16 protein-coding genes are annotated in these 17948 nt (G+C 60.3%); 15 read left to right on the forward strand and 1 reads right to left on the reverse strand.

The window, feature by feature from the left end; genetic code table 11:
* From ABLV04_RS08125 to ABLV04_RS08195, 15 genes are all read left to right on the forward strand, one after another.
* Positions 1–204: BMC domain-containing protein (locus tag ABLV04_RS08125; protein ID WP_049046479.1), on the forward strand; the 204-nt coding region annotated here is incomplete at its 5' end.
* Positions 205–257: 53 nt separating this feature from the next.
* Positions 258–1862: an acetaldehyde dehydrogenase (acetylating) gene (locus ABLV04_RS08130; RefSeq protein ID WP_180266041.1), complete on the forward strand. Its 1605-nt coding sequence runs from the start codon at positions 258–260 to the stop codon at positions 1860–1862.
* A gap of 25 nt (positions 1863–1887) precedes the next feature.
* Positions 1888–2154, forward strand: coding sequence for a EutN/CcmL family microcompartment protein (locus ABLV04_RS08135; RefSeq protein ID WP_180266042.1), 267 nt, complete (start codon positions 1888–1890; stop codon positions 2152–2154).
* 8 nt (positions 2155–2162) lie between these two features.
* Positions 2163–3344 carry a 1-propanol dehydrogenase PduQ gene (locus ABLV04_RS08140; protein WP_180266043.1) on the forward strand — a complete coding sequence of 394 codons (1182 nt, stop codon included), beginning with the start codon at positions 2163–2165 and terminating at the stop codon, positions 3342–3344.
* Positions 3345–3422: 78 nt separating this feature from the next.
* The gene (gene cutC, locus ABLV04_RS08145; protein WP_180266044.1) at positions 3423–6809 is read left to right on the forward strand and encodes a choline trimethylamine-lyase; all 3387 of its coding nucleotides are present in this window, start codon (positions 3423–3425) and stop codon (positions 6807–6809) included.
* 85 nt (positions 6810–6894) lie between these two features.
* Complete coding sequence (gene cutD / locus ABLV04_RS08150) at positions 6895–7842, forward strand: choline TMA-lyase-activating enzyme (protein WP_023319643.1); 948 nt, start codon at positions 6895–6897, stop codon at positions 7840–7842.
* A gap of 12 nt (positions 7843–7854) precedes the next feature.
* Positions 7855–8253: a BMC domain-containing protein gene (locus ABLV04_RS08155; protein ID WP_004204127.1), complete on the forward strand. Its 399-nt coding sequence runs from the start codon at positions 7855–7857 to the stop codon at positions 8251–8253.
* The gene (locus tag ABLV04_RS08160; protein ID WP_004204126.1) at positions 8250–8870 is read left to right on the forward strand and encodes a phosphate propanoyltransferase; all 621 of its coding nucleotides are present in this window, start codon (positions 8250–8252) and stop codon (positions 8868–8870) included. The genes ABLV04_RS08155 and ABLV04_RS08160 overlap by 4 nt, the downstream gene beginning before the upstream one ends.
* A gap of 12 nt (positions 8871–8882) precedes the next feature.
* Entirely contained in the window at positions 8883–9551 is a 669-nt protein-coding gene (locus tag ABLV04_RS08165) for a hypothetical protein (RefSeq protein ID WP_117263563.1), read from the forward strand.
* A 31-nt stretch (positions 9552–9582) separates the two neighbouring features.
* Entirely contained in the window at positions 9583–9996 is a 414-nt protein-coding gene (locus ABLV04_RS08170; protein ID WP_017899148.1) for a multidrug efflux SMR transporter, read from the forward strand.
* Between the two features lie 19 nt (positions 9997–10015).
* Entirely contained in the window at positions 10016–10345 is a 330-nt protein-coding gene (locus ABLV04_RS08175; protein ID WP_004204123.1) for a multidrug efflux SMR transporter, read from the forward strand.
* 279 nt (positions 10346–10624) lie between these two features.
* On the forward strand, positions 10625–11632 hold the full coding sequence (trpS, locus tag ABLV04_RS08180; RefSeq protein WP_060591556.1) for a tryptophan--tRNA ligase: 1008 nt from the start codon (positions 10625–10627) through the stop codon (positions 11630–11632).
* 305 nt (positions 11633–11937) lie between these two features.
* Positions 11938–13005, forward strand: coding sequence for an HlyD family efflux transporter periplasmic adaptor subunit (locus tag ABLV04_RS08185; RefSeq protein ID WP_101995916.1), 1068 nt, complete (start codon positions 11938–11940; stop codon positions 13003–13005).
* Positions 13002–15746 carry a ribosome-associated ATPase/putative transporter RbbA gene (rbbA, locus tag ABLV04_RS08190; protein WP_132134695.1) on the forward strand — a complete coding sequence of 915 codons (2745 nt, stop codon included), beginning with the start codon at positions 13002–13004 and terminating at the stop codon, positions 15744–15746. Before ABLV04_RS08185 ends, rbbA begins: the two co-directional genes overlap by 4 nt.
* Entirely contained in the window at positions 15746–16870 is a 1125-nt protein-coding gene (locus tag ABLV04_RS08195) for an ABC transporter permease (protein ID WP_048336335.1), read from the forward strand. The genes rbbA and ABLV04_RS08195 overlap by 1 nt, the downstream gene beginning before the upstream one ends.
* A gap of 41 nt (positions 16871–16911) precedes the next feature.
* Here the strand turns inward: ABLV04_RS08195 and ABLV04_RS08200 are convergent, their stop codons facing one another.
* Positions 16912–17229: a hypothetical protein gene (locus ABLV04_RS08200; RefSeq protein ID WP_004204117.1), complete on the reverse strand. Its 318-nt coding sequence runs from the start codon at positions 17227–17229 to the stop codon at positions 16912–16914.
* Between the last annotated feature and the right edge of the window lie 719 nt (positions 17230–17948).

The raw sequence follows: 17948 nt of genomic DNA on the forward strand, positions 1-17948 counted from the left end.
GCCGCCAACGTCGAACTGATCGGCTATGAAAACGTCGGCTCCGGCCTGGTCACCGCGATGGTGAAAGGCGACGTCGGCGCGGTCAACGCGGCGGTCGACTCCGGCGTGGAAGCGGCGAAACGCATTGGCGAAGTCGTCAGCTCTCGCGTCATCGCGCGTCCCCATAACGACATCGAAAAAATCGCGGCGCAGCACAAAGCATGACCTGACAGGGCACGCCCCGTCCCCACTCTTTTCGTCTGATGAAGGATAGACTCATGATTGAACTGGATAACGATTTGCAGTCCCGGCAGAACGCCCGGGAACTGGTGCGCAACGCCAAAAAGGCGCAGGCAATGCTGGCCACCTTTTCGCAGCAGCAAATCGACGCCATCGTGAAAAACGTGGCCCAGGAAGCAGCGCACCATGCCGAAGCGCTGGCGAAAATGGCCGCGGAAGAGACCGGTTTTGGCAACTGGCAGGACAAAGTGCTGAAAAACCGCTTCGCCTCGCTGCGCGTCTACGACGCCATCAAAGATATGAAGACCGTCGGCATCATTCATGACGACCCGGTAAAAAAAGTGATGGATGTGGGCGTGCCGCTGGGCGTGATTTGCGCGCTGGTTCCCTCAACTAACCCAACCTCTACGGTTATCTACAAAGCTCTGATCGCCCTCAAGGCCGGCAATGCCATTATCTTCTCCCCGCATCCGGGCGCGCGTCAGTGCAGCTGGAAGGCGATTGAGATCGTCAAACGCGCGGCGGAAGCGGCCGGCGCGCCGGAGGGCAGCGTCGACGGCATCACCCAGCTGACCCTCGAAGCCACCTCAGAGCTGATGCACAGCAAAGACGTTTCGCTGATCCTCGCCACCGGCGGGGAAGGCATGGTGCGCGCGGCCTACGCGTCCGGCACCCCGACCATCAGCGGCGGCCCGGGCAACGGCCCGGCATTTATCGAACGCAGCGCCGATATCCATCACGCGGTGAAAGATATCATCACCAGCAAAACCTTCGATAACGGCGTGATCTGCGCCTCCGAGCAGTCGATCATCGTCGAAGGCTGCATTTACGATGAGGTTCACCGCGAGCTGGAAGCGCAGGGTGCTTACTTCATGAATGAAGATGAAGCGGCGAAAATGGCGGCGCTGCTGCTGCGCCCGAACGGCACCATCAACCCGAAAGTGGTCGGCAAAACCGCGCTGTACCTCAGCCAGATGGCCGGCTTCTGCGTCCCGGCCAGCACCAAAGTGCTGATCGCCGAGCAGACCACCGTCTCGCCGAAAAACCCCTACTCGCGCGAAAAACTGTGCCCGGTACTCGGCCTGTACGTGGCAGAGGACTGGAAAGCCGCCTGTCACCGTGTGGTAGAGCTGCTGACCAATGAAGGGCTCGGCCATACGCTGGTGATCCACACCCGCAACCAGGACGTCATCCGCCAGTTCAGCCTCGAAAAACCGGTCAACCGCATCCTGATCAACACCCCGGCGGCGCTCGGCGGCATCGGCGCCACCACCAATATCTCCCCGGCGCTGACCCTCGGCTGCGGCGCGGTCGGCGGCGGTTCCAGCTCCGACAACGTCGGCCCGATGAACCTGCTCAACATCCGCAAAGTCGGCTACGGCGTGCGGTCGATTGACGAACTGCGCGCCCCGGGCAGCCGCCCTGAGCCGCAGCCGACCATCGTCACGCCGACGAGCGATCCGCAGCGCAGCATTCTTGATGACGTGCGTTTCAACGCCCCGGCGAACGCTGCGCCAGCACACCCGGCAGGCAGCGATGACCGCTTCGCCAGCGCAGGCGCCGCAGCGCATGCGGAAGGCGCAATCAATGAGCAAAACGTGGAACGCGTTATCCGCCAGGTGCTGGAGCACCTCGCTAAGTAACCCACTGATATAAGGCGATAAAACGATGATTCTCGCAAAGGTGACCGGCCATGTTGTCGCCACGCAAAAATGCGATGAGCTGCGCGGCAGCAACCTGCTTCTGATCACTCGCTTAGATGACAAACAGCAGCCGATGAAGGACCAGACCTGGGCCGCCGTCGATAACGTCGGCGCCGGTATGCACGACATCGTGCTGGCGGAAGAGTACTTCGCGCTCAATAAAGACCGCTACAAAGCGATGTCGGTGGTCGCCATTGTCGAGAAGGTGTTTCGGGACGCCGAACAGGAGTGAATAGCCCAATGAGTGAATTTTTACTGAAACCGCGGATTTGCTTCGGTCAGGACGCCCTTTCGGTGCTGAACGAACTGTCCGCCCGCAGCGTGCTGCTGGTGACCGATCAAGCGATGGTGAAGTTTGGCCTCGCCGAGCGCGTCACCGCCCTGCTGCGCCAGCGCGGGATCGCCTGGCAGGTGTGGGACGACGTGGTGGCGGATCCGGATATCGCCACCGTGGTGCGCGGTATGAAGCTGATGGATAACCACTACCCGGATCTGGTTATCGCGCTCGGCGGCGGTTCGGTTATCGATGCCGCCAAAGCGGTTATTTTCTCCCTGGCGCAAACCCGTCCGCAGGCCGGCCGTCCCCGTCCGTGCTTCGTCGCCATCCCGACCACCAGCGGTACCGGTTCGGAAGTCACCGCCTTTTCAGTGGTGAAAGCCAACGCGGAAAAGCTGGTGCTGGTGGATGCGTCATTGCTGCCGGATATCGCCATTCTGGACCCGGCGTTGGTGGCCTCGGTGCCGCCGGCTATTACCGCCGACACCGGCATGGACGTGCTGTGTCACGCCCTTGAGGCCTACGTCTCCCGCGCCGCCAGCGACTTTTCCGACGCCCTGGCGGAGAAAGTGGTGCAGCAGGTATTTCGCTATCTGCCAACCTGCTGGCGCAGCGGTGACGACCTGCAGGCGCGCGAAAAGATGCACAACGCCTCCTGCATGGCGGGGATGGCCTTCACCAACGCATCGCTGGGGATCACCCACAGCCTGGCCCACGCGCTCGGCGGCGTCTTCCGCGTGCCCCATGGCCGCGCCAACGCCCTGCTGATGGCGTACGTCGTCGCCTGGAACGCCGATTTCCACGGCCAGTGCGACACCTTCGCGGCGCATAAATATGCCCGCCTGGCGCATCTGCTGGATCTGCCTGCCGCCTCGCCGCGCCAGGGCGTCGCCAGCCTGCTGGTCGCCATTCAGGCGTTAAAAGACGAACTAAGCATGCCCTCCGGCATCAGCGAAACCGGCATCGAGGCGGCTGAATTCGACCGCCGTTTGCCGGAGATGGTTGGCCAGGCGCTGCGCGACAGCTGCACGCCAACCAACCCACGTACGCCGGACGCTAATGCGTTAACCGAACTTTATCGCCAGGCGTGGTCCGGTTGCCCGGAATCGCCCGGCGGCGCTCCGCTTGCACGGGCCTACGGGTAACGCGCGAGTAGGCCGGGTCAGCGCAGCGCCACCCGGCAACAATGCGGGCAACTAACAAGAACATCTGGAGAATACTTCATGGCACACTACAACTTAACGCCGCGCGTAAAAGTGCTGGCAGACCGTTTACTCGCCCAGAAAAGCACCCTGTGCACCGAACATGCCACCACGCTCAACGCCCTTGATGGCGATATCGCCGGGGTTCCCGCCGCCGTCAAACCGGCGCGCCGTTTCTATGAACTGATGCGCCAGCTGCCGCTGTGCATCAGCGCCGACGAGCTGATCGTCGGCAACCAGACCCGCAAACCGCACGGGGCGATTTTCCACGACGAGAGCGCCGCCCGTCGCCCGTCCGCGTTCCAGTTTCTCAATCTGAATAGCGATCTCGACTCCCCGGATTACAAGCTGGTGGTCGAAAAAGGCGTACTGGCGATAAAACATCAGCTGGAAGAGAAAACCCGCGCGCTGGGCAGCGCCGTCAGCCGCAGCGGCATGGATGAAGTCAACGGCTGTCGCGCCGCCATCTACGCCTGCGACGCCCTGCTGGCGCTGGCGCAAAACCTGGCCAACAGCGCCGAACAGCTGGCCGCCGCGGAAACCAACGCTTACCGCCGGGCGGAACTGCTGGACAGCGCCGCCATTCTGCACCATGTTCCGGCGCATCCGGCGCGCAGCTTCAAAGAAGCGTGCCAGGCCTTTTATCTGTTCCAGCTGGCGCTCCAGCTCGATAACGGCAGCTACGCCGTCAACCCGGAAGGCGCCGACAAAGCCCTGCTGCCTTACTACCAGCACGATATCAACAACGGCGCGCTCTCCCCGCAGCAGGCGTATGAAATCGTCGAATCGCTGTGGTTCAAGCTGGCGGAACTGTGCGAAGTGCGCGCCGCCTGCGCGATCGACGGTTATCCGATGTTTGACGCCATGCTGCACGGCGCAAGCCTTGAGAATGCGCGCATCAACGAACTCTCCGACATGTTCCTCAGCGCGCAGCAAAACCTCAGCGCGCTGAATCTGCCGGTGCGTCTGTTTAGCGGCGTACAGCAGGTCAGCCACGCCCCGTTTGCCGCCTGCGCCGACACGCCGGTGATGGAAGGGTTAACCCCGCGTATGCAGCGCCTGCGCAACCACTACCTGACGGTGCGCCCGAGCGTCTCTATCTATCGCGCGCTGGCCTTTACCGAAGTGGTGAAAGCTAACCCAGGCATGCCGACCATTCTGCTGCGAGCGAAAGCCTTCCGCCACGCCTGCGAAACCGCGCCGATTCTGATTCAGGACGATGAGCTGATCGTCGGCCATCCGTGCGGCAAGCCGCGCGCGGGCGCCTTCTCGCCGGATATCGCCTGGCGCTGGGTGCGCGACGAGCTCGACACCATGAGCACCCGCCCGCAGGATCCGTTTGAGATCAGCGAAGCGGATAAAAAAACCATTCGCGAAGAGATCGTCCCATTCTGGGAAGGCCGTTCGCTGGATGAGATTTGCGAAGCGCAATACCGTGAGGCTGGCGTCTGGGCCTTCAGCGGCGAGACCTTCGTCAGCGACCTCTCCTATCACCAGATTAACGGCGGCGGCGATACCTGCCCGGGCTACGACGTGCTGCTGTTCACCAAAGGGATGAACGGCATTAAAGCCGATGCCGAGGCGCATCTGGCCAGCCTGAGCATGGAAAATCCGGAAGATATCGACCGCATTTACTACTACAAAGCGGCGATTGAAACCTGCGAAGGGGTGGTCAACTACGCTCGCCGCATCGCCGCCCATGCCCGCGAACTGGCGGCTAAAGAGCAAAACGCCCAGCGCCGCGCCGAGCTGCTGACCATCGCCGACGTCAACGAAAACGTGCCGGCCAATCCGCCGAAGACCTTGCAGGAAGCGCTGCAGAGTATCTGGACCGTCGAATCACTGTTTGAAATCGAAGAGAACCAGACCGGGCTGTCGCTGGGGCGCGTCGACCAGTACTGCTATCCAATGTTCGAAGCCGATATCCGCGAAGGCCGCTTGACCCACGACACCGCACTGGAGCTGCTGCAGGCGTTTATCATCAAATGTGCCGAACTGATGTGGATGTCGAGCGAACTGGGAGCGAAATATTTCGCGGGTTATCAGCCGTTTATCAACCTCACCGTTGGCGGCCAGAAACGTAGCGGCGGCGATGCCTGTAACGATCTGACCTATCTGATTATGGACGCCGTGCGCTTCGTGAAGGTTTACCAGCCGTCGCTGGCCTGCCGTATCCACAACCAGTCGCCGCAGAAATACATGGAAAAAATCGTCGACGTGGTGAAAGCGGGAATGGGCTTCCCGGCCTGCCACTTCGATGACTCCCACATCAAGATGATGCTGCGCAAAGGCTTCGATTTTGAAGACGCCCGCGATTACTGCCTGATGGGCTGCGTTGAACCGCAGAAATCCGGGCGCATCTACCAGTGGACCTCCACCGGCTACACCCAGTGGCCTATCGCTATCGAGTTCGTGCTTAACCGCGGGCGGATGGTGCTGTTCGATAGCTATCAGGGGCTGGACACCGGCGACCTGCGCGACCTGCGCACCTTCGAAGCATTCGACGCGGCGGTAAAACAGCAGATCGCCCATATCGTGCGCCTGTCGGCTATCGGCACCGTCATCAGCCAGCGCGTCCACCGCGATGTGGCGCCGAAGCCGCTGATGTCGCTGCTGGTCGAAGGCTGCATGGAAAGCGGCAAAGATGTCGCCGCCGGCGGCGCGATGGTCAACCACGGTCCGGGGCTGATTTTCTCCGGTCTGGCGACCTACGTCGACTCGATGGCGGCGATCCGCAAGCTGGTGTTCGAAGAGAAGAAATACACCCTTGAGCAGATCCGCGATGCGCTGCTGGCCAACTTTGAAGGTTACGAAGCGCTGCGTCGCGACTGCCTGAACGCGCCGAAATACGGTAACGACGATAACTATGTCGACCAGTACGCGCTGGATATTACCGAATGGACCGAGAAAGAGTGCCGTAAGTACAAGATGCTCTACTCGACCCTCAGCCACGGCACCCTGTCTATCTCCAACAACACGCCCATCGGCGAGCTGACCAACGCCACGCCGAACGGCCGCCTGGCGTGGATGCCGCTCTCCGACGGCATCAGCCCGACCCAGGGCGCGGATAAGCAAGGCCCAACGGCGATTATCAAGTCGGTCAGCAAGATGAACGTGGAAACCATGAATATCGGCATGGTGCACAACTTCAAATTCCTCAAAGGGCTGCTGGATACCCCGGAAGGTCGCCATGGCCTGATTACCTTGCTGCGTACCGCCTCGATTCTCGGCAATGGCCAGATGCAGTTCAGCTATGTCGATAACGAAGTGCTGAAGAAGGCGCAGCAGGAGCCGGAGAAATACCGCGACCTGATCGTCCGCGTCGCCGGCTACAGCGCCTACTTCGTTGAGCTGTGCAAAGAGGTCCAGGACGAGATCATCAGCCGTACGGTGATTGAGAAGTTCTAGTTCTCTTAAAGAGAATTAAATGAGCTGTATTTGAGAAATAACCGGAAGTTCTCCGTCCCGTAACGGGACGGAGCGGGAGGCAAGCGTGATCGCAAAACAAGAATTAACGGGCCGAATTTTCAATATCCAGAAATATTCGATCTATGACGGCGATGGCATTCGCACGCTGGTGTTTTTTAAGGGCTGCAACATTCGCTGCCCGTGGTGCGCCAACCCGGAAGGGCTGAACAGCCAGTTCCAGGTGATGTTCTCGCACGACAAATGCATTAACTGCGGCGACTGCGTCAGCGTCTGTCCGGCGGGTATTCATTATCGGGCGGAAGAGAACGGCGAAATGAAGCACTTCGTCGACCGCCATAAAGACTGCATCGGCTGCCGCAAATGCGAAGAGATTTGCACCCAGAACGCGCTGGACATTATGGGCAAGGACGTCACCGTCAGCGAGCTGATGGAGATCATCATGCAGGACTACGACTTCTACATCTCCTCCGGCGGCGGCGTCACCATCGGCGGCGGCGAGATGAGCCTGCAGACCGATTTTGCCGTCGCCTTATTCAGCGAATGCAAAAAGATGATGATTAACACCGCCGTCGAAACCCAGGGCACCACCCCACTTGCCAACTACCAGAAGCTGGCGCCGGTCACCGACACCTTCTTATTCGACATTAAGCAGATTAACAGCGAACACCACAAGGCGATGCTCGGCATCGGCAACGAAGGGATCCGCCGCAATCTCGAATGGCTGGTGGATTCCGGCGCCAACGTCATTGTGCGTATGCCGCTCATTCGCGGCTACAACGACTCATTCGACGCCATTACCGGCGCCATTGATTACGTACAGAAGCTGGCGAAGCGCGGGAATATCCGCCGTATCGACATGCTGCCGTACCACCAGCTGGGACGCAAAAAGTACGAACGCCTGGATATGCCCTACCCGATTAGCCAGGACCCGTCTTATTCGCCGGATGAACTGGACCGGCTGGAAGCCTTCTTCCGGCAATTTGATTTTGATATTCGCTTAGTCCGCCATTAACAGGAGCCGACCATGAAAAGTTTAGGCGTAATTGAAACGCGAGGATGGGTCGCCGCCATTCAGGCCGTCGACGCCGCCTGTAAAGCCGCGGGAGTGACCTGCATTGGCTATCGCAAACCAGGCTCCGGGCTGGTGAGCGTCTGCTTTGAAGGGGAAATCAGCGCCATCCACACCGCTATAGAACGCGGCGTGGCGGTTGCCGGCGCCGAGCACACCGTGAAGTCGCTGGTCATTGCCCGTCCGGAGCGCTGCGTGGTTGAAGCGTTAAGCAACCTCAAAGGCAACCCTCCGCGCGAGGAAAAAACGGACGAACCGGTGGTTATCACCGCCCCGGAACCCATCGTTCCGCCCGCTATCCCGAACGAAGCGGAAGATAAGCACCCTGCGCTGAAGAAAGGGAAGAAGTCATGATCGACACTTTGCTTCGCGAAAAAATCGTCGCCCGCCTGAGCGCAACGGCGCCGGCGATCCCGGTGGGGATCTCCAACCGCCACGTCCATCTCGCGCAACAGGACGTCGAGGCATTGTTCGGTAAAGGCTACAGCCTGACGCCGTTCAAACCGCTGCGCCAGCCGGGGCAGTTTGCCGCCCAGGAGTGCGTAACCGCCGTCGGGCCGAAGGGCTCGCTGACCAACGTTCGCGTCCTCGGCCCGACCCGCCCGCTATCGCAACTGGAAGTGTCGCGCGCCGACTGCTTCACGCTCGGCATTCAAGCGCCAGTTCGTGAGTCCGGGCAACTGGAGAATGCCGGTAGCGCGCTGCTGATTGGCCCCGCCGGTCACGTTGAGCTCCATTCTCAGGTGATCTGCGCCTGGCGGCATATTCATATGTCGCCGCAGGACGCGCGCCAGCTCAACGTCAGCAATGGCCAGAAGGTCAGCGTGCGCAGCAACGGCGAGCGCCAGCTGACTTTCGATGAAGTGGTGGTGCGGGTGCGCGATGACTTCGCGCTGGAATTTCACATCGACACCGAAGAAGCCAATGCCGCCGGGTTAAAAAACGGCGCGCAGGTGACGCTCATCGGCTAACGGAGGCTCGCCATGACCGACGAACAGATTGAAGGTGTAGTTGCGCGGATTTTGCAGCGCCTGCGGCCGCCGGTACTGGTGATGGTGACCGCCGCAGACGGCTACCGCGCGGCAATCCGCCAGCGCCTGGCGGGAAGCGGCTATCCGCTGCGCCTCGCGCTGGAGGAGGGTCTCGCCGACGCCACCGCTTGGCGAGAGGTGGGCGAGATTATCCCGTCATCGGCCTGGCAGGATGCCCTGCCGTCAGCGCCATGGCGGGGGGTACTGCTGCCTTTTCTCGATTATCCGCAAGCCTCGGATCTGCTGAACGGCACCCTGCGCAATCCGGTTTCCCGCTGCGCGCACGAGGCGCTGCTGGCGGGTATTCCGGTTCTGGCCCTGCGCTACCACTGCGATCCGCACAGCGAGCTCAACCAGCTGCGCGGCGCGCAGGCCGGCAGCGCCTATGCCGGGCATCTGCAGGCCACACTGGCTCGTCTGGAAGCCTGCGGCGTCTTCCTCGGCACCATGAATGAGCTGCTGGCGAAGCTGGACGCACCCACCGCGCCGGCCGCCGCCAGCAGCGAACCGCGCCGTTATCTTACCGTCACAGACGTGGTGAATAATCCGGCGCTGGCGGCGGCCCCGCGCGCTCAGCTGACCGATGCGGCCATTGATTACTTAAAAAACAGAAAGATATGACCTTACCCAACGAAAAACCTGGAGCTTAACGATGTCTTCGAAAACAAAATGCTGGTTATGGATGCTGCTGGTTATCCTCTCCGAAACCTCGGCAACCTCGACGTTAAAAATGTTCGGTAGCAGCGAAGGCGGCAGCAAAATGCTGCTGCTCGGGTTGCTGATTGCGCTTTACTGCACCTGCTATTATTCGCTCTCAAGGGCGGTGAAAGATATCCCGGTCGGTCTGGCGTACGCCACCTGGTCCGGCACCGGCATTCTGGTGGTCTCGACGCTGGGAATGGCATTCTACGGCCAGCACCCGGATACCGCCGCCATCATCGGCATGGCGGTGATCGCCAGCGGCATCATTATCATGAACCTGTTCTCGAAAATGGGTTCCGAAGCGAGCGAAGAGGCGGCGCCCGCCGCGCCAGCCGCCGCCATGGATAAGAACATCGCTAACTAACAGGAAAGGAATACCCCCTATGTTTAATCTCGGATTTTTATGGCTGGCGCTGTCTATCGGCTCCGAAATCACCGGCACCTCGATGATCAAAAAGACCAACGGTTTCAGCAAACTGGCCCCTTCGGTGCTGGTGGTCTGCGCCTACGGCCTCTGCTACTTCGCCCTCACCCGCGCAATGAGCACCATCCCTGTGGGTGTGGCCTACTCGCTGTGGTGCGGCTTCGGTATCGTCGGCGTCACCATCTGCTCCATGATCCTCTATAAGCAGAAACCGGACCTGGCGGCCATTATCGCCATGGCGCTGATTATCTCCGGCGGCGTGATCATGAACGTCTTCTCGACCATGTAACAGCGGTCGTTTTATCCTGTTACCCGGCCTGTGCGGGCAGTCCGTAGGCCCGCGCCAGCGCAGCGCCGCCGGGCGTTTTACCAAACAGGGTTTACCCCACTATGGTTTCGTGGCAGGATAAAAAGATGAACAGAAACGCGATCGTGACCTATCCCCGCCGTTGGTGGCTGCCTGCATAACAGGCGGCACGATACACGTTTCCATTTTCAAAGCCGCCGGAAGGCGGCTTTGGTGTTTTCAGGACGTCTTTCGGCTGAACAGTCTGATAAGGAGTCCCTGATGAACCATCCGCAAACCATCCTCACTGGCGACCGCCCCACCGGCCAGCTACATCTTGGCCATTACGTCGGCTCGCTGCGCCAGCGCGTCGCGCTGCAGCACAACCACCAGCAGTTTATCCTGATCGCCGACCTGCAAGGGCTCACTGACAACGGCAGCAACCCGCAAAAAATCAGCCATCATATTCTCGAAGTGATGGCCGATTATCTGGCCGTCGGCATTGACCCCAGGCTCACCACGATCTGCCTGCAGTCCGCCCTGCCCGCGCTGGCGGAGCTCAGCGCGCTGTATATGAATATCGTCACCGTCGCCCGCGTGGAACGTAATCCGACGGTCAAAAATGAGATTGCCCAGAAGGGATTCGCCCGTTCGCTGCCGGTGGGCTTTCTCGCCTATCCGATTAGCCAGGCGGCAGATATCACCGCCTTCAAAGCCGAACTGGTGCCAGTGGGCGACGATCAGCTACCGATGATTGAGCAGACCAACGAGATCGTCCACAAGATGAATAGCCTCACCGGCGCGCCAGTGCTGCGCCACTGCAAGGCGCTACTCAGCGAAGTGAGCCGCCTGCCGGGCGTCGACGGCAACGCCAAAATGTCGAAATCGCTGGGCAATACGCTGACGTTATCGGCCAGTGAAGAGGAGATCCACCGCGCGGTCAGCGCGATGTATACCGACCCGACGCACCTGAGAGTCAGCGATCCGGGGCATGTCGACGGCAACGTGGTGTTCACCTATCTCGACGCTTTCCATAGCGATAAGGCACTGGTGGCTGAGATGAAAGCCCACTATCAGCGCGGCGGGCTGGGGGATCGCCAGTGTAAAAATGAACTGGAAACCTGCCTGCAGGCGCTCCTGGCGCCGATCCGCGAACGGCGGGCCACCTTTATTCAGGATAAAGGGATGTTGCTGGAATTGTTGCGTCAGGGCAGCGAGCGCGCCCACCAGTTGACGCAGCAGACGCTGCATGAAGTGAAACGAGGTCTGGGGCTGCCGGTCCTGTTCTGAGGTGATGAAAGGTTTCCGGTAGTGGATATTTTGTTAACGCGTCGACAAGACCCTGCCTTTAGTGTGGACAACACCGCCGCGAATGTTACTATCACGTTAACGGTAGCTCTCACTATGCGTGTTTCATTAAGGCCAGGATCGCTGATGATGACCACATAAGTAGTACAGCGTTCGGCTGCGCATCGACGCGGTAGAGCGCTGCGTCAGCGGCCCTTCCCCACTCATTCGTCCTTCGCAAGGAGGACGCTCCGCCCGCCGGAGAAGACACGCGTATCACTTCGCACAGGGAATCAAGCGAGTCGCGTATGGACAAAATAAAGAAACGTTGGACAGGGTATTTTGTCGGCTTACTGGTGGTACTCGCCGCCGCAGCATGGTGGCTGCTGCGCCCGCCGGGCCTCCCGGAGGGTTTTGCCAGTAGCAACGGACGAATCGAAGCCACCGAGGTGGATATTGCCAGCAAAATCGCCGGGCGTATCGACACCATTCTGGTCAAAGAGGGCCAGTTCGTGCACCAGGGAGAGGTGCTGGCGAGAATGGATACCCGTGTACTGAACGAGCAGCGTCTTGAAGCCGCCGCGCAAATCAAGGAAGCGGAAAGCGCGGTCCTGGCCGCCAGAGCCTTGCTCGATCAGCGGCAAAGTGAAATGCGCGCCAGCGAAGCGGTAGTGAAGCAGCGTCAGGCGGAGCTCGACTCCACGGCGAAACGTCACGTCCGCTCGCACACTCTCTCCCAGCGCGGCGCCGTCTCCGCCCAGCAACTGGATGACGATCGCGCGGCAGCAGAGAGCGCTCGCGCGGCGCTGGAGTCGGCGAAAGCCCAGGTCTCTGCCGCCCGCGCCGCCATCGAGGCCGCCCGCACCAGTATTATTCAGGCGCAAACCCGCGTCGAAGCCGCCCAGGCGACCGAGCGGCGGATCCTCGCCGATATTGACGATAGCGAGCTGAAAGCCCCCCGCGACGGCCGTATTCAGTATCGCGTCGCCGAGCCGGGTGAAGTGCTGGCCGCCGGTGGTCGGGTGCTGAATATGGTCGATCTCGCTGACGTCTATATGACTTTCTTTCTGCCCACCGAACAGGCAGGTCTGCTGGCGCTCGGCAGCGAAGCGCGCTTGATCCTCGATGCCGCTCCGGATCTGGTGATCCCGGCCAATATCAGCTTTGTCGCCAGCGTCGCCCAGTTCACGCCGAAAACGGTGGAGACCCGCGACGAGCGTCTCAAACTGATGTTCCGCGTCAAAGCGCGTATCCCGCCGGAGCTGCTGGCGCAGCACCTGGAGTATGTCAAAACCGGTCTGCCCGGCATGGCTTACGTGCGGCTGGATAACCAGCTGTCCTGGCCTGAAGCCCTGACGGTAAGGTTGCCGCAATGATACTGACGCCACAGGATACCTCGCCCCCCGTCGCCCGGCTGGACAACGTTGGCCAGCGCTTCGGCACCACCGTGGCGCTGCGGGATATCAGTCTGGCGATCCCGGCGCGGCGCATGGTCGGCCTGATTGGCCCGGACGGCGTCGGCAAATCGAGCCTGCTCTCTCTCATCGCCGGGGCGCGGGCCATTGAGCAGGGTAACGTGATGGTGCTCGGCGGGGATATGCGCGACGTTCATCACCGCCGCGAGGTGTGCCCGAAGATTGCCTGGATGCCGCAGGGGCTGGGGAAAAACCTCTATCACACCCTTTCGGTGTATGAAAACGTCGACTTCTTCGCCCGCCTGTTTGGCCACGATAAAGCCGAACGCGAATCTCGTATCAACGAGCTGCTGCAGAGCACCGAGCTGGCGCCGTTTCGCGATCGCCCGGCGGGTAAGCTCTCCGGCGGGATGAAGCAAAAGCTGGGGCTCTGTTGCGCCCTTATCCACGACCCGCAGCTGCTGATCCTCGATGAACCCACCACCGGCGTCGACCCGCTTTCCCGGGCGCAGTTCTGGGAGCTTATCGACAGCATTCGTCAGCGCCAGCCGGAGATGAGCGTGCTGGTGGCTACCGCCTACATGGAAGAGGCTGAGCGCTTTGACTGGCTGGTGGCGATGAACGCCGGCGAGGTGCTGGCGACCGGTACCGCTACGGAGCTGAAAGCGCAGACCGGCAGTCAGACGCTGGAGCAGGCGTTTATCGCCCTGCTGCCGGAAGCGCAGCGCCAGGCGCATAAGGCAGTGGTAATCCCGCCGCGCGACGACCGCGAGGAAGAGATCGCCATCGAAGCCCGTGGGCTGACCATGCGCTTTGGCGACTTCGTCGCCGTCGACCACGTTAACTTCCGCATCGCCCGCGGTGAAATCTTCGGCTTCCTCGGCTCCAATGGCTGCGGCAAATCCACCACCATGAAGATGCTCACCGGCCTGCTGCCCGCCAGCGAAGGCGAAGCCTGGCTGTTCGGCCAGCCGGTCGACCCGAAAGATATCGCTACCCGCCAGCGGGTGGGCTATATGTCGCAGGCTTTCTCGCTCTATAGCGAACTGACCGTCCGGCAAAACCTCGAACTGCACGCCCGCCTGTTTCATATTCCGGACGGCGAGATCCCCGGGCGGGTGGCGGAAATGAGCGAGCGCTTCATGCTCAGCGAAGTGGAAGACGCCCTGCCCACCGCCCTGCCGCTGGGCATCCGTCAGCGTCTGTCGCTGGCGGTGGCGGTCATCCATCGCCCGGAAATGCTGATCCTCGACGAACCCACCTCCGGGGTCGATCCGGTGGCACGGGATATGTTCTGGCAGCTGATGGTCGACCTCGCGCGTCAGGATCGGGTGACCATTTTTATCTCCACCCACTTTATGAATGAGGCAGAACGCTGCGACCGCATCTCGCTGATGCACGCCGGCAAGGTGCTGGCCAGCGATACGCCGCAGGCGCTGGTCGAGCAGCGCGGTGCCGCCAGCCTCGAAGAGGCGTTTATCGCCTGGCTCCAGGAGGCGCAGCCAACCGCCGCAGCTCCTGAGGAACCTGCGCCTGCTGCAGCATCCCATCCAGAACGCGCGGCCCCGCGCCAGGCCTTCAGTCTGCAACGGCTGTTCAGCTACAGCCGCCGCGAAGCGCTGGAACTGCGCCGCGATCCGGTGCGCTCGACGCTGGCGCTGCTGGGAACGGTGATCCTGATGTTTATCATGGGCTATGGGATCAGCATGGACGTCGAGGATCTACGCTTTGCGGTACTCGACCGCGATCAAACACTGAGCAGTCAGGGCTGGTCGCAGAATATCGCTGGCTCACGCTACTTTATCGAACAGGCGCCGCTGCGCAGTTACGATGAGCTCGACCGGCGAATGCGCGACGGCGAGCTGGCGGTGGCGATAGAGATCCCGCCGAACTTTGGCCGCGATATCGCCCGCGGCACGCCGGTGCAAATCGGCGTCTGGGTGGATGGCGCAATGCCAAACCGCGCGGAAACGGTGCGCGGCTACGTGCAGGCCATGCATCTGGCCTGGCTGCAGGAGATGGCCGCCCGGCAGAGCAGTCCGCAGCGCGCTACCTCTCTCATCTCCATTGAGACCCGCTATCGCTATAATCCGGACGTGAAGAGCCTGCCGGCCATCGTCCCGGCGGTGATCCCGCTGCTGCTGATGATGATCCCGGCGATGCTCAGCGCCCTGAGCGTGGTACGCGAGAAGGAGCTCGGGTCGATCATCAACCTGTACGTGACGCCGACCACCCGCAGCGAATTCCTGCTCGGCAAGCAGGTGCCTTACATCGTACTGGGAATGTTTAACTTCTTTTTGCTGTGCGCGCTGTCGGTCTTCGTCTTTGGCGTATCACATAAGGGCAGCTTCCTGACGCTGAGCCTGGCGGCGCTGCTCTATGTCACCATCGCCACCGGACTGGGACTGCTGATCTCAACCTTTATGAAGAGCCAAATCGCCGCCATCTTCGGCACCGCCATCATTACGCTCATCCCGGCGACCCAGTTCTCCGGGATGATCGATCCGGTGGCGTCGCTGGAAGGCCCCGGGCGCTGGATTGGACAAATCTACCCGACCAGCCACTTCCTGACTATCGCCCGCGGCACCTTCTCCAAGGCGCTGAATCTCAGCGATTTGTGGGGCTCCTTTATTCCCCTACTGATTGCGGTGCCGCTGGTGCTCGGGCTGAGCGTGTTGCTGCTGAAGAAACAGGAGGGGTGATGCGCGGATTACGTAATATTTATAACCTCGGCGTTAAAGAGCTGCGCAGCCTGCTGGGTGATAAAGCGATGCTGGCGCTGATCGTGTTTGCTTTTACCGTGTCGGTGTACTCCTCAGCTACGGTGATGCCCGGCTCGCTGCACCTGGCGCCGATTGCGGTTGCCGATATGGATAAGTCGCAGCTCTCTTCACGCATCATTAACGCTTTCTACCGCCCCTGGTTTCTCGAACCGGAGCTGATCACCGCCGATGAGATGGACGCCGGCCTGGATGCCGGGCGCTACACTTTCGCCATCAATATTCCGCCAAATTTCCAGCGCGATGTGCTGGCCGGCCGCCAGCCGGAAGTGCAGGTCAACGTCGACGCCACGCGCATGAGCCAGGCCTTTACCGGCAACGGCTATATCCAGAATATTATTAACGGCGAAGTAAACGGCTTCATTGCCCGCTATCGGGAGAACAGCGTGCTGCCGGTAGAGCTGGCGGTAAGAATGCGCTTTAACCCTAACCTGGAACAGGAGCGCTTTGGCGCGGTGATGGCGATCATCAACAACATCACCATGCTGGCTATTGTCCTCACCGGTTCGGCGCTGATCCGCGAGCGCGAGCACGGTACCATCGAGCATCTGCTGGTGATGCCGGTTACGCCGTTTGAGATCATGATGGCCAAGATCTGGTCGATGGGGCTGGTGGTGCTGGTGGTCTCCGGGCTGTCGCTGCTGCTGATGGTTCAGGGGATTTTGCAGGTGCCCATTGAGGGGTCGATTCCACTGTTTATGCTGGGGGTGGCGCTCAGCCTGTTCGCCACCACCTCGATCGGCATTTTTATGGGCACCCTCGCCCGCTCGATGCCGCAGCTGGGGCTGCTGATGATCCTGGTGCTGCTGCCGCTGCAGATGCTCTCTGGCGGCTCCACGCCGCGGGAAAGTATGCCGCAGCTGGTTCAGGATATCATGTTGACCATGCCGACCACCCACTTCGTCAGTCTGGCGCAGGCGATTCTGTACCGCGGCGCCAGCTTCAGTATCGTCTGGCCGCAGTTCTTAACCTTGCTGGCTATCGGAGCGGTGTTCTTTACTATCGCCCTGCTGCGTTTTCGCAAAACGATTGGTCAGATGGCGTAAGGGCTTAAGAAGGGCCATCGACTCCCGGCGGCCCGAATGGTTTATTTGTGGCGATTCATAAAGTGACGAAGACCCCAGGTGAAGGCCATCGCCATGCTGAAGAGAATGAACAGCAGCACCACCCAGCTGATGGAGATGCGCAGCAGCGTGCCGGGGGTCATAAACGGCTGCAGATAGACAGTGAAGGACTGGGCGGGTGATTTCCCCAGCAGTTCATACAGGTTATCCGTCAGCCACACGCCGACCCGGCAGAACAGCCAGATTATCGCTGGCCAGCAGAGCAGCACCAGAAAGGTAAAGCGCTCCTGAAGGTAGGTGAAGAGCCGGCGCAACGGCGACCAGTTAAGCAGGATTTTCATTTCTATTCTCATATTGCCAGCCGATAACCAGAGCAGATAACGCAAGGTACGTCGGGCAGCATCCATACAGGCAATCATCCCTCTTTGTATATCAAATTTGCTGTCATATAAACCAGATCAAGTTAACAAAGTGTTAATGATATGGCGCATCAAGCCCAAAAACCGGCAAGATGCATACCCATTGTTGCAATAAATGGGGAGTGAAGTCCTCAGCGGCGGAAATAATTTCGTAATTTCGCTAACGCGTTAATATCCCGAAAGAAGAAGCAGCGCTATTATTTCGCAGAGCACAAGATAATAGCGCTGAAATAGAGAGAGATATTTAACCGTAGCTACTGATAATTATTTTTCGACTCGTATCATTGGATAAATTCACGGTACGAGCGACCACACCACGCGCGTAATTCTCAGTATTTTTCGAGGCAAAAAGATAGGTATTTTATCCGCAGCGTTGCAGAGGTTGTTTATTCACCATACCCGTGTTGCAGGTTTCTGACACCACCCGCCCGGAGAGCGTCAGGTTGGCGGGTTAGCGAAGCAGTAGCAGGACTTCAGGCGATATTTTTCCCTGAGTCGGTGCGACCTATCTTGTCCGCGCCACAGGAGGGGCGTAGCCCCATGTCGGATCCGTAGCCCCGGTAAGCGCAGCGCCACCGGGGAGGCGTACCCCACACAGCAAAAAACCCCGCACCTTTCGGGACGGGGTTCTTTTTAAACGC

The organism is Klebsiella sp. JN_Kp127 (assembly GCF_040062505.1).
GTDB classification, from domain to species: Bacteria; Pseudomonadota; Gammaproteobacteria; order Enterobacterales; family Enterobacteriaceae; genus Klebsiella; species Klebsiella quasipneumoniae.